This window comes from Bradyrhizobium sp. PUT101, from assembly GCF_052043945.1.
Classification (GTDB): Bacteria; Pseudomonadota; Alphaproteobacteria; order Rhizobiales; family Xanthobacteraceae; genus Bradyrhizobium.
On the sequence record NZ_CP197207.1, the window covers coordinates 6,812,391 to 6,824,576 of the forward strand.

The window sequence follows — 12,186 nt, forward strand, 5'->3', positions numbered from 1 at the left end:
TTCAAGGGAAAACGAATGCGTTTTGTGTCTTTCAGATCCGCGACCACGATCCTCGCCACCACCGCGCTGTTGCTGATCGCGACCGCGCCGTCGCATGCGCAATCCAGGGCGGAAACGCTGCGCTATGTGACCGGCGCATCGGTCAACACGCTCGATCCAAACATCCCCGGCGCGACCCGCGAATCCTTCGGGCTCAGCATGAGCACCTACGATCGGCTGGTATCGTTCGGTCGCAAGCAGCTCAACGGCAAATGGGTGTTCGATCTCGACACCATCAACGGTGAGCTCGCCGAATCCTACGACGTCAGCCCCGATGGCCTGAAGATCACCTTCCGTCTGCGAAAGGACGCCAAGTTCCAGGACGGCTCGTCCGTCACCGCCGAGGACGTGAAATGGTCGCTCGATCGCTGCGTCACCGCGCCGATCCTCGGCAAGGCGCAGCTGCTGACGGGATCGCTCACCTCGGCCGACCAGTTCAAGGTGATTGATCCCCTGACGATCGAGGTGACGCTGCCGAAGCCCGACAAGCTGGCGCTGCCGAATCTCGCCACCGTCTATCCGATGATCATCAACTCGAAGCTGGCCAAGGAGCATGCGACCGCGGACGATCCGTGGGCGATGGCCTGGTTAAAGGAGCACACCGCCGGCAGCGGCGCCTATGTGGTCGAGAGTTTCAAGCCCGGCGAGCAGGTGACCCTCAAGCGCAACGAGGCCTGGAACCGCGGTTCTCCCGACCGGCCCGCCTTCTTCAAGCGCATCATCGTGCAATCGGTGCCGGAGCCGGCGACCCGCGCCAATCTGGTCGAACGCGGCGATGCCGATATCGTACTCGATCTCCAGGCGAGCGACGTCCAGTCGCTCGAAGCCAAGGGCAAGCTGAAGGTGGTCTCGACGCCGCAATACAATGCGATCACCTACGTCTCGATGAACAACCAGATCCCGCCTTTCGACAACGTCAACGTCCGCCGCGCCATCGCGTTCGCGCTGCCCTACGAGGACATGTTCAAGGCCGCCTTGTTCGGCCGCGGCATGCCGCTGTACGGCGCCAGCTGGCCGGACGGCAAACCGCTGAACGGAATCTATCCGTTCCAGCAGCCGGTCAAGCTCGACCTCGACAAGGCAAAGGAATATCTCAAGGCCGCCGGATTCCCGGAGGGCTTCTCGACCACTTTCAGCTTCAATGTCGGGTGGGCCTCCCAGGCGGAGCCGATGGCGGCGCTGATCAAGGAGTCGCTCGGCAAGATCGGGATCAAGGTCGACATCCAGAAGCTGCCGGACGCGCAGATGTCGACGCTGATCAACGAGAAGAAACTGCCCTTCTTCACCGAAGGCATCGTCGCCTGGCTGCCCTCGACGGACTACTTCTACCGCAACTTCTATACCGGCAATCAGCGCTGGAATTATTCGTCGATCAACAATCCCGACCTGGCCGCGATCGCGCAGGGAGCCCGCTTCGAGCCGGACAAGGCCAAGTATGAGGAGGCCGGCCGCAAGCTCAATGCGATGCACTTCGACCTGATGCCGCAGATCATGCTGTGGCAGCCAAATCAAGATGCGGTGATGGCGGCCACCGTCGAAGGCTACACCTACGAGTTCCACCGCCAGGTCGACTATCGCAATCTGAGCCGCAAGTAGCTTCCGAAAGCAGGAGAGGTGCCGAAAAGTGAAGACCGGTCTTGGTGCAACGATAATACGGGCGGGCAGGCGGCTTCTGTCGTCGCTGCCGGCTCTGTTCGGGGTGCTGGTCTTCACCTTCCTGCTGATGCGCGTCCTGCCGGGCGACCCCGCGGTGTTCTTCGCTTCGGGGCCCAACGCCGGCAAGGAGGAGATCGAGCAGATCCGCAAGCAGATGGGGCTCAACAAGTCGGTGCCGGAGCAGCTCGTGTTCTATCTCTCCGACATCGGCCACGGCAATCTCGGCCGCTCCATGATGACGGGACAGCCGGTGCTCAAGGATCTGCGCGAGCGGCTGCCGGCCTCGCTGGAGCTGACCTTCGCCGCACTCTTGCTCGCGCTGATCGCGGCGGTGCCGCTCGGCGTGGTCGCTGCCTTGCGGCCGGGATCGATCGTCGACCACGGCGTGCGGCTGTTCTGCGCGCTCGGCGTCTGCGTGCCGACCTTCGTCTCGGGCCTGCTCTTGATCTACGTCTTCTACTATCTGCTCGGGCTGGCGCCTGATCCGACCGGGCGGATCGACGTATTCGCCTCGCTGCCGCCGCAGCACACCGGTTTCCTGCTGGTCGATTTCCTCCTCGCCGGCGATTTTGAGGGCTGGTGGACGGCCTGCAAGCAGCTGATCCTGCCGGCGGTGAGCATGGCCCTATTCGTGATCGCGCCCCTGGCGCGGATCACCCGCGCTTCGATGCTGGTATCGCTTGGGAGCGATTTCGTGCGCACGGCGCGCTCGGTCGGATTGTCCTGGCGCAAGGTGGTCGTGACCTACGCGCTGCGCAATGCGATCCTTCCCGTCGTCACCATCGCGGGCATCGTGTTCTCGACCATGCTGGGCGCGAACGTGCTGGTGGAGAAGGTGTTCTCCTGGCCGGGCGTTGCCTCCTATGCGCTCGATGCGCTGCTGTCCTCCGACTATGCGCCGGTGCAGGGTTTCGTGCTTTTGATGGCAAGCCTGTTCGTGCTGGTCAATCTCGTGGTCGATATCTGCTACGGCATCGCCGATCCCAGGGTATCGATCGAATGATCAGTGCAACCCTCCGCCACTCGGTCTGGATCCTGCGCGGCAACCCGCTCACGGCTGTCGCCGCTGCCGGGGTGACGCTGTTCGTCCTGGTCGCGATCTTCGGTCCCTGGATGGTGCCCTACGATCCCGTGGCCTCGAACGTCTCGGAAGCCCTGCTGCCGCCGAGCGCGGCGCATCTGGCCGGCACCGATCAGCTCGGCCGCGACGTGTTCAGCCGTCTCATCATCGCCGCGCGGCTGGACCTTGCCATCGCCGTCTCCGCGGTCGGCATCTCATTCGTCATCGGCGCCGTGGTCGGTGCGTTCTGCGGCTATGCCGGCGGCCGGCTCGATCGCGCCGTCGGCCGTTTCGTCGACGTGATGATGGCGTTCCCGCTGTTCGTGCTGGCGATGGCGATGGTGGCTGCGCTCGGCAACCGGATCGAGAACATCGTGATCGCGACCGCGATCATCAATCTTCCCTTCTACATCCGCTTCGCGCGGGCCGAGGTCAACGTCAGGCGCAATGTCGGCTGGGTCGAGGCGGCCCGCGCCTGCGGCGAGAGCCATTTTTCCGTGGTGCTGCGCTTCCTGCTGCCGAACATCCTGCCGGCGATGGCGGTGCAGATCTCGCTCAATCTCGGCTGGGCGATTCTGAACGCGGCCGGCCTGTCCTTCATCGGCCTCGGCGTCAAGCCGCCGACGCCGGAATGGGGCATCATGGTCGCCGAAGGCGCGCGCTTCATCTCGACCGGGCGGTGGTGGCTGGTGGCCTTTCCGGGCCTTGCGCTGATGATGGCGGTGCTGTGCTTCAATCTTCTCGGCGACGGGATGCGGGACATTCTCGATCCTCGGATGCGCACATGAGCGAGGATCTGCTCAGGATCGACGACCTCCACGTCGCCTTCTCGACGCGGCGCGGGATGGTCGAGGCCGTGCGCGGCGTGACGCTGACCGTCAAGGCCGGTGAGATGCTCGGCCTCGTCGGCGAGAGCGGCTCGGGCAAGTCGGTCACGGGCTTTGCGACGACGCGGCTGCTCGATGCCGCAGGGCGCGTCACCGGCGGCAAGATCCTGTTTCGCGGGCAGGACGTCACGAAGCTCAGGGGCGATGACCTCCGTCAGCTCCAGGGCGCCGCGATGTCGATGATCTTCCAGAACCCGCGGGCGGCGCTCAATCCGATCCGGGCCATCGGATTGCAGATCGCGGACGCGATCCTCACGCACAAGCGCATCTCGAAGGAGGCCGCGCGCGCCGAGGCGCTGGACTTGCTGCGCGCCGTTCAGATCCGGGATCCCGAGCAGCGGATGAACGCCTACCCGCACGAGCTCTCCGGAGGCATGTGCCAGCGCGTCATGATCGCGATTGCGATCTCCTGCAATCCCGCGCTGCTGATCGCCGACGAGCCGACGACAGGGCTCGACGTCACCACGCAGAAGGTGGTGATGGATCTTCTGGCAGACATTGCCACCGCGCGAGGCATGGCGACGATCCTGATCACGCATGACCTCGGTCTCGCGGCGCGCTATTGCCGCCGCATCGCCGTGATGGAGCGTGGCCGCATCGTCGAGGAGGCGAGCCCCGGTACGCTCTTCAGCTCGCCGCAGCACGCCTATACGAGGCGCCTGGTTGCGGCATCGCCGACGGCGACGTCACGGATCGAAGACCTCGTGACGGAGGAGGAGAGAGAGCGTTACACCGCCGTTCTCGGCAAGCCACGGCCGGTGCCCGCACACGGCACGCCGCCGCTCCTGGAAGTGCGGAAGCTCGCAAAGCGCTTCGACCAGGGCTCTGCCGCGGTTGCCGACTTCTCGATGACGATGGCCGGCGGCGAGAGCGTCGGGCTGGTCGGCGAATCCGGATCGGGGAAAAGCACGACTTCGCGGATGATCTGTCGCCTGATCGACCCGAGCGAAGGCGATATCGTGTTCGACGGGCAGTCGATCGGGCACGTGGCGTCGCGTGATTTTCACCGCTCGCCATTGCGCAAAGACATCCAGATGGTCTTTCAGGATCCGAACGAGAGTCTCAACCCGCGCTTTACCGCGTTCGATTGTATTGCCCATCCCTTGACGCGGCTCGGCGGCATGCGTGCGGGTGAGGCGCTGCGCAAGCGGGTGGAAGAATGCGCGGAACGCGTTGGGCTGCCGCTGGATCTGCTATCTCGGTTTCCGCATCAGCTCTCCGGCGGGCAGAAGGCCCGCGTCGGCATCGCCCGCGCCATCGCCTGCCGGCCGCGGCTCCTAGTGCTGGACGAGCCGACCGCTGCGCTCGACGTTTCGGTTCAGGCGGTGGTGCTGCAACTGCTCGATCGGCTGCGACGCGAGAACGACATCGCGCTGCTGTTCGTCAGCCACGATCTCAACGTGGTGCGCATGCTCTGCGACCGCACCATCGTGCTGCGCAATGGCGGCATCGTCGAGCAGGGCGAAAGCCGGGCGCTGTTCGACAATCCGAAGACCGACTACACGCGCAAATTGGTCGAGGCGATCCCGCACATCGAGACAGGACCGACGCTGGCCGCCGCCCTTTGAAGCCTGGACCGGCCAAGAAGGGGCGATGAGATCCCGCTGGCGAAGGGGCATTTAGTGGCATACCATTTGCTTGCAAATGGGCTCGGTTTCACTTTGCCCTTGGCCAGCGATGGCCGGCATCACGGCATTACTGGAGGACTTCATGGATCGCAGGACCGTATTGAAGGGACTGGCCGGCGCGGGCGGTCTGGCATTGACCGGCCTCTCGGCGCCGGCGATTGCACAAGGCGCATCCGCCCGGACCCTTCGTTTCGTCCCCCAGGCTAATCTCGCCAATTTCGACCCGATCTGGGGTACGCAATATGTCGTGCGCAATGCTGCCGCGATGGTCTGGGACACGCTTTACGGCATCGATTCCTCGCTGCAGCCGCAACGCCAGATGGTCGAGTCCGAGGAGGTGACCGACGACGGCACGACCTGGACGTTCAAACTGCGGCCGGGACTCAAGTTCCATGACGGCGAGCCGGTGCTGAGCAAGGACGTCGTTGCAAGCCTGACGCGCTGGTCGGCGCGCGATCCGATGGGATTGATGATCAAGGCGCTGCAGCAGGAGTTGACGGCCGTCGACGATCGCACCTTCAAATGGGTGCTCAAGCAGCCCTTCCCGAAGATGCTCTACGCGCTGGCCAAGAACAACTCGCCGTGCGGCTTCATCATGCCGGAGCGCATCGCGCAGACCGATCCGTTCAAGCAGATCACCGACTATGTCGGCTCCGGGCCGATGAAGTTCGCCAAGGGCGAGTGGGTGCCCGGCGCGAAGGCGGTGTTCGAGAAGTTTACCGATTACGTGCCGCGGCAGGAAAAGGCATCCTGGCTTGCGGGCGGCAAGCAGATCCTGGTCGATCGCGTCGAATGGATCGTGATGCCGGACCCGGCCACGGCAGCCGCGGCGTTGCAGAACGGCGAGGTCGACTGGTGGGAGAACCCGATTGCAGACCTCGTTCCGGTCCTGAAGAAGAACAAAAACATCAGCGTCGATATCGGCGATCCCCTCGGCAATATCGGCTCGTTCCGCATGAATCATCTCTTTGCGCCGTTCAATGACGTGCGGGCGCGGCGTGCGGTGCTGATGGCGCTCAGCCAGGAAGATTATATGCGCGCGATCGTCGGTGACGACACGGCACTCTGGAAGCCGCTGCCCGGCTTCTTCACGCCCGACACGCCGCTTTACAGCGAAGCCGGCGGCGAGATCCTGAAGGGCAAGCGCGATTTCGATGCCGCCAAGAAGCTGCTGGCCGAGAGCGGCTATTCCGGCCAGCCGGTGACGTGCCTCGTGGCACAGGACCAGCCGATAACCAAGGCGCAGGGCGACGTCACCGCGGACCTGCTGAAGAAGCTCGGCATGAATGTCGACTTCGTCGCTACCGACTGGGGCACGGTTGGCTCGCGGCGCGCGCTGAAGACTCCGCCGGGACAGGGTGGCTGGAACATGTTCCATACCTGGCACGCAGGCGCGGACTGCATCAATCCCGCCCCGTACACCGCCATTCGCGCCAACGGCGACAAGGCCTGGTTCGGCTGGCCGAACAGCCCCGGCACGGAGAAGGAGGTCGCGTCCTGGTTCGAGGCCAAGAATCTCGACGAGGAGAAGGCCGCCATCGGCCGCCTCAACAAGGCGGCGCTCGATGACGTCGTCTACGCGCCGACTGGCTTCTTCCTGAGCTACACCGCCTGGCGCAAGAACGTCTCCGGCATCACCAAGGGGCCGCTGCCGTTCTTCTGGGGCGTGTCGAAGTCTGCATGATCGTGTGCTGAGGCCAGATGCTCTCCTACATCCTCCGTCGCATCGTCGCGACCTTGCCAGTCATGGCGATCGTCGCGCTGTTCGTGTTCAGCCTGCTCTACATCGCGCCGGGTGATCCGGCCGTGGTGATCGCAGGCGACCAGGCGAGTCCGGAGGATGTGGAGCGCATCCGGCAGAGCCTCGGCCTCGACCGTCCGTTCCTGGTCCAGTTCGGAGGCTGGGTCTGGCGCATCCTGCACGGCGATCTCGGCACCTCGATCTTCACCAATCTTCCGGTCTCGGCGATGATCGGGCAGCGTCTCGGTCCGACGCTGTCGTTGATGATCGTGACGCTTCTGCTCACGATCGCGGTGGCGGTGCCGCTCGGCGTGGTGGCGGCGTGGAAGGCCGGCAGCCTGATCGACCGCGTCATCATGGGCTTTGCCGTATTCGGATTCTCGCTGCCCGTGTTCGTGGTCGGCTACATACTCGCCTACATCTTCGCGCTCGAGCTGGAATGGCTGCCGGTGCAGGGCTATACGCCGCTCACGCAAGGCTTCTGGCCGTGGCTCGAGAACCTCATCCTGCCGGCGGTCGCGCTCGGCTGCGTCTACATCGCGCTGGTCGCGCGTATCACCCGTGCGGCCATGCTCGAGGTGCTGCAGCAGGACTACATCCGCACCGCCAAGGCCAAGGGCCTCGGGCAGGGCGGCATCCTGTTCATTCACGCGCTGAAGAACGCGGCGGTGCCGATCGTGACCGTGATCGGGATCGGCATCGCGCTCCTGATCGGCGGCGCGGTTGTGACCGAGAGCGTGTTCGCGATCCCCGGCCTCGGCCGCCTCACGATCGATGCGATCCTGCGCCGTGACTATCCGGTGATCCAGGGCATCGTGCTGCTGTTCAGCTTCGTCTACGTCCTCGTCAATCTGATGATCGACGTCGTCTATACGCTCGTTGACCCGAGGATCCGCTATTGACCGATACGACCGTCAATCCGCAATCGCTGCCGGCCGGTTTCGTCGTCGCGCCGCAGCTGCCTGAAATCCTGCGCCCGGTCGCGATCCGGCGCGGCTTCGTCGGCCTCTTGCGCGGCCATCCGACGGTCGCGATCGGCGGCGCGCTGCTGCTGACGCTCGTGCTGATCGCGGTCTTCGCGCCTTATCTAGGTACGGTCGATCCGACCGCGCTCGCGCCCGCCAAGCGCACACGGGCGCCGTCGGCCGATTTCTGGTTCGGCACCGACGTGCTCGGCCGCGACATCTATTCCCGCGTGCTGTTTGGCGCGCGCGTCTCGCTCACGGTCGGCCTGTCGGTCGCGATCTTCGCATCCGCGGCGGGTCTCGCCATCGGCATGATCTCCGGATTCATCCGCTGGGCCGACGGCATCCTGATGCGGTTCATGGATGGCTTGATGTCGATCCCGCCGATCCTGCTCGCGATCGCGCTGATGGCGCTGACGCGCGGCAGCGTCGGCAACGTCATCCTGGCGATCACCGTTGCCGAAATCCCGCGCGTCTCGCGCCTCGTCCGCAGTGTGGTGCTGTCGCTTCGCGAGCAGCCCTATGTGGATGCGGCCGTGGCCTGCGGCACGCGCTCGCCAATGATCATCCTCCGCCATATCCTGCCCAACACGGTCGCGCCGATGCTGGTGCAGGCGACCTATATCTGCGCCAGCGCCATGATCACCGAGGCGATCCTGTCCTTCATCGGTGCCGGAACGCCGCCGACCATCCCGTCCTGGGGCAATATCATGGCCGAGGGCCGCGCACTGTGGCAGGTGAAGCCCTACATCGTGTTCTTCCCGGCGGCGTTTCTGTCGGTTACCGTCCTCGCCGTGAATTTGCTCGGCGACGGCCTTCGCGATGCGCTCGACCCGCGCATGGCCAAGAGCCTCTGATGGATCGAGGCTGATCGCGATGGCTTTGCTCGAAGTCGAGAACCTCCAGACCCATTTCCGCACACCGGGCGGCATCAATCGCGCCGTCGACGGGGTGTCCTTCCATGTCAACGAGGGCGAGACGCTCGCCATCGTCGGCGAGTCCGGCTGCGGCAAGTCGGTAACCTCGATGTCCCTGATGCGGCTGATCCCGGAGCCGCCGGGCAGGATCGCAGGCAGCATCCGCTTTGCGGGCAGGGACCTGCTGAAATTGTCCGATCGCGAGATGCGTGCGATCCGCGGCAACGACATCTCGATGATCTTCCAGGAGCCGATGACGAGCCTCAATCCGGTCCTGACCGTCGGCCGCCAGATCCGCGAGACGCTGATGATCCATCAGGGCCTCGACAAGGCTGCCGCCGAGGCCCACGCGATCGAGATGCTGGCGCTGGTCGGCATTCCCGAGCCGAAACGCCGCGTGCGTGAATATCCGCACCAGCTCTCCGGCGGCATGCGCCAGCGCGTCATGATCGCCATCGCGCTCGCCTGCAATCCGAAGCTTCTCATTGCGGACGAGCCGACAACCGCGCTCGACGTCACGATTCAGGCTCAGATTCTCAAGCTGATGCTGGATCTGAAGCGCCGCGTGGGTGCCGCGATCATCCTCATTACCCACGATCTCGGCGTCGTCGCCGAGATCGCCGAGCGCGTCATGGTGATGTATGCCGGCCGCAAGGTCGAGGAGGCGCCGGTCGCCGAGTTGTTCCGTTCGCCGCGTCATCCCTATACACAGGGTCTGCTCGGTGCGGTGCCGCGGCTCGGTTCGTCGCTGTCCGGCACCGCGAGGCGGCTCGCCGAGATTCCCGGGCAGGTGCCGGATCTCCGCAAGCCGATCACCGGCTGCGTCTTTGCCGGACGCTGTGCGCTCGCGACCGATCTCTGCCGCCAATATGCGCCGGGGCTGGAAGAGAAGGGCCCGCGCCACGTCGCCGCCTGTCATTACGCCGCCAAGGGAGCCGTCGCGGCATGAGTCCTCCGCTGCTCCAGGTCAACGACCTCAAGAAGCACTTTCCGGTCAAGACCGGCCTGTTCGGGCGCAAGTCCGAGTTCGTCTATGCGGTCGACGGCGTGTCGTTCGAGATCGCGCGGGGCGAGACCCTGTCGCTGGTCGGCGAGTCCGGCTGCGGCAAATCGACGGTCGGCCGTGCCATCCTGCGGCTGTTCGAGATCACCTCGGGTCAGGTCATCCTCGACGGCCAGAGGATCGACGACGCTGCGCCGAGCACGATGCGCCAGATGCGCCGGCGCGTGCAGGTTGTGTTCCAGGATCCGTTCTCGAGCCTCAATCCGCGCATGCGCGTGCGCGATATTCTCGCCGAGCCGATCCGCAATTTCGGCCTCGCCAAGTCTGCGGAGGATCTCGAGGTTCGCGTCACATCGCTGATGGACACCGTGCGCCTGCCGCGCGAGGCGCTGAACCGCAGGCCGCACGAATTCTCCGGCGGCCAGCGTCAGCGCATCGGCATTGCGCGCGCGCTCGCGGCAGAACCCGAGCTGATCGTGTGCGACGAGGCGGTCTCCGCGCTCGACGTTTCAGTGAAGGCGCAGATCGTCAATCTGCTGCAGGATCTCCAGAGCGAGTTCGGCCTCGCGCTGCTGTTCATCAGCCACGATCTCGCGATCGTCGAGCACATGACCCATCGCGTTGCGGTCATGTATCTCGGCAAGATCGTGGAAGTGGCACCGCGCCGCGAGATCTTTGCCGCGCCAAGGCATCCCTACACCAAGGCGCTGCTCTCGGCGGTGCCGCTGCCGGAGCCCGGGGCGCAGCGCAATCCCATCATTCTCAAGGGCGACGTGCCGAGCCCGATTAACCCGCCGAACGGATGCCGCTTTCACACCCGTTGCCCGTTCGTCTTCGACCGCTGCCGGACAGAGGAACCGACGCTCCGCACGACCGGAGCCGAGCAGTGGGTGGCCTGTCACCTCGAAGAGCTGCCGTAGGATTCAACCCTGCCGGCGCAGGAAGCCCGTGATAGTGACCTTCTCCCAGATGCCCGCCGCAGCAAAGGGATCTGCGCGGTTGAAGGCTTCGACCTCGGCGCGGCCAGGTGCCTCGATCAGGAACAGGCTGCCGATCATCGCCTGGCCGTCATCGGAGACCAGCGGTCCCGACATCACGATCTTGACGCCGAAGCGCGAGGTGTCGCTCAGAAATGCCTTGTGCGCGTCGTAATTGGCGAGCCGCGTGGGCAGCGCACCGGTGCGGTCGAGGGCGTGAATGGCGAACAGCATGGTGGTCTCCGTTTATTGCTTCGGTTCTTGGGACGGCCGCGGGGGCGGCCGTCCAGACTTGACGTGATCGGGCGGTCTACTTTGTGCCGAGCTTGCCGGCGTCCTCGAAGGTCGGGCAGGTCCGCTGCTCCAGCGGTACGTCGAACGGCTGGTAATTGTCCTTGGTGATGACGGTCGGCTTCAGCACGATCTCGCTGATGACGGGCTGATTGCGCAAGGAGCGGATCGCCATCATGGTGCCGAGGCAGCCTTGCGCAAAGCCGTTGTAGTCGCCGCTCGCCAACAGCTTGCCGGACTTGATCGCGTCGATCGCCTCCTTGGTGCCGTTGATGCCGATCACCTGCGCCTTGCGGTTGGCGCCGTCGAGCGCCTCGATCGCGCCGACCGCCATCGCGTCGTTGGCGGCGAGCACGCCGTCGATCTGCGAGTTCGACTGCATCAGGTTCTCCATGACCTGGAGCGCCTGGAGCCGCTGGTAGTTGCCGGGCTGGGAGGCCAGGAGCTTGGCGCCCGGATTCTCCTTCAGCGCGTCGTTGAAGCCGCGGACGCGGTCGACATTGGTCAGCGAGCCCTTGACGCCCTCGATGATGACGATGTTGCCCTTGCCGCCCAGGGTCTTCAGCAGGAAGCGCGCGGTCTCCAGCCCAAGACTGTAATCGTCGGCGCCGACGAAGGACAAGAACTTGCCGCCCGCTGAGCGGTCGGTGATGTTGACGACCGGGATCTTGGCCTCGTTGATCTTCTCGACGCCCGGTACCATCGCCTTGTAATCGACCGGCGTGAAGACGATCGCGCTCGGCTTCTTGACCACGACGTCCTCGATCTGGCTGAGCTGCTCGGGGATCGAGTCCGGCTTGGTCGGGATGTATTGCAGCGTCTTCGCGTTCAACTTCTTCGCCATGTTGTCGGCGCCGACCCGCACCGTCTGGAAGAACGGATTGGTCTGGTTCTTGGTGAAGACGGCGATAGTCTCGCCGTCGGCGCGCGCGTGCGTTGTGAACGCGGCCGCCATCAGCAGCGGCAGCGCCAGATAGCCAAGTTTCCGTTTCATGTTGCCTCCATCCCTCGTTTTGCTTGTT

Annotated in this window: 11 protein-coding genes; 9 read left to right on the forward strand and 2 right to left on the reverse strand. The window is 64.8% G+C overall.

Annotated features, from left to right (window positions below):
* Window positions 1-15: 15 nt before the first annotated feature.
* The 9 genes from ACSHT2_RS32445 (at window position 16) to ACSHT2_RS32485 (ending at window position 10,816) form a co-directional block, all read left to right on the forward strand.
* Window positions 16-1,635 carry an ABC transporter substrate-binding protein gene (locus tag ACSHT2_RS32445; RefSeq protein WP_440639036.1) on the forward strand — a complete coding sequence of 540 codons (1,620 nt, stop codon included), beginning with the start codon at window positions 16-18 and terminating at the stop codon, window positions 1,633-1,635.
* Between the two features lie 28 nt (window positions 1,636-1,663).
* The gene (locus ACSHT2_RS32450) at window positions 1,664-2,698 is read left to right on the forward strand and encodes an ABC transporter permease (protein WP_440639037.1); all 1,035 of its coding nucleotides are present in this window, start codon (window positions 1,664-1,666) and stop codon (window positions 2,696-2,698) included.
* Window positions 2,695-3,543, forward strand: a complete 849-nt coding sequence (locus ACSHT2_RS32455; protein ID WP_440639038.1) for an ABC transporter permease — start codon at window positions 2,695-2,697, stop codon at window positions 3,541-3,543. The genes ACSHT2_RS32450 and ACSHT2_RS32455 overlap by 4 nt, the downstream gene beginning before the upstream one ends.
* Window positions 3,540-5,210 (forward strand): nickel ABC transporter ATP-binding protein NikE, encoded by a 1,671-nt coding sequence (gene nikE / locus ACSHT2_RS32460; RefSeq protein ID WP_440639040.1) that lies wholly within the window; start codon window positions 3,540-3,542, stop codon window positions 5,208-5,210. Before ACSHT2_RS32455 ends, nikE begins: the two co-directional genes overlap by 4 nt.
* A gap of 142 nt (window positions 5,211-5,352) precedes the next feature.
* Window positions 5,353-6,954 carry an ABC transporter substrate-binding protein gene (locus ACSHT2_RS32465; RefSeq protein ID WP_440639041.1) on the forward strand — a complete coding sequence of 534 codons (1,602 nt, stop codon included), beginning with the start codon at window positions 5,353-5,355 and terminating at the stop codon, window positions 6,952-6,954.
* A gap of 17 nt (window positions 6,955-6,971) precedes the next feature.
* Window positions 6,972-7,913, forward strand: coding sequence for an ABC transporter permease (locus ACSHT2_RS32470; protein WP_440639042.1), 942 nt, complete (start codon window positions 6,972-6,974; stop codon window positions 7,911-7,913).
* Window positions 7,910-8,833 (forward strand): ABC transporter permease, encoded by a 924-nt coding sequence (locus tag ACSHT2_RS32475; RefSeq protein ID WP_440639043.1) that lies wholly within the window; start codon window positions 7,910-7,912, stop codon window positions 8,831-8,833. The genes ACSHT2_RS32470 and ACSHT2_RS32475 overlap by 4 nt, the downstream gene beginning before the upstream one ends.
* A 19-nt stretch (window positions 8,834-8,852) precedes the next feature.
* On the forward strand, window positions 8,853-9,842 hold the full coding sequence (locus ACSHT2_RS32480; protein ID WP_440639044.1) for an ABC transporter ATP-binding protein: 990 nt from the start codon (window positions 8,853-8,855) through the stop codon (window positions 9,840-9,842).
* A complete protein-coding gene (locus ACSHT2_RS32485; RefSeq protein ID WP_440639045.1) occupies window positions 9,839-10,816 on the forward strand; it encodes an ABC transporter ATP-binding protein in 978 nt (325 codons plus the stop codon). Before ACSHT2_RS32480 ends, ACSHT2_RS32485 begins: the two co-directional genes overlap by 4 nt.
* A 3-nt stretch (window positions 10,817-10,819) precedes the next feature.
* Here the strand turns inward: ACSHT2_RS32485 and ACSHT2_RS32490 are convergent, their stop codons facing one another.
* A complete protein-coding gene (locus tag ACSHT2_RS32490; RefSeq protein WP_271526241.1) occupies window positions 10,820-11,107 on the reverse strand; it encodes a YciI family protein in 288 nt (95 codons plus the stop codon).
* 76 nt (window positions 11,108-11,183) lie between these two features.
* Window positions 11,184-12,158, reverse strand: coding sequence for a sugar ABC transporter substrate-binding protein (locus tag ACSHT2_RS32495; RefSeq protein WP_440639046.1), 975 nt, complete (start codon window positions 12,156-12,158; stop codon window positions 11,184-11,186).
* Between the last annotated feature and the right edge of the window lie 28 nt (window positions 12,159-12,186).

Bases quoted from the DNA above. Each gene is read 5' to 3' on its own strand.
- ACSHT2_RS32490 (WP_271526241.1), bottom strand. From the start codon at position 11,107: ATGCTGTTCGCCATTCACGCCCTCGACCGCACCGGTGCGCTGCCCACG.
- ACSHT2_RS32485 (WP_440639045.1), top strand. From the start codon at position 9,839: ATGAGTCCTCCGCTGCTCCAGGTCAACGACCTCAAGAAGCACTTTCCG.
- ACSHT2_RS32445 (WP_440639036.1), top strand. From the start codon at position 16: ATGCGTTTTGTGTCTTTCAGATCCGCGACCACGATCCTCGCCACCACC.
- ACSHT2_RS32455 (WP_440639038.1), top strand. From the start codon at position 2,695: ATGATCAGTGCAACCCTCCGCCACTCGGTCTGGATCCTGCGCGGCAAC.
- ACSHT2_RS32470 (WP_440639042.1), top strand. From the start codon at position 6,972: ATGCTCTCCTACATCCTCCGTCGCATCGTCGCGACCTTGCCAGTCATG.
- ACSHT2_RS32495 (WP_440639046.1), bottom strand. From the start codon at position 12,158: ATGAAACGGAAACTTGGCTATCTGGCGCTGCCGCTGCTGATGGCGGCC.
- ACSHT2_RS32465 (WP_440639041.1), top strand. From the start codon at position 5,353: ATGGATCGCAGGACCGTATTGAAGGGACTGGCCGGCGCGGGCGGTCTG.
- ACSHT2_RS32480 (WP_440639044.1), top strand. From the start codon at position 8,853: ATGGCTTTGCTCGAAGTCGAGAACCTCCAGACCCATTTCCGCACACCG.
- nikE (WP_440639040.1), top strand. From the start codon at position 3,540: ATGAGCGAGGATCTGCTCAGGATCGACGACCTCCACGTCGCCTTCTCG.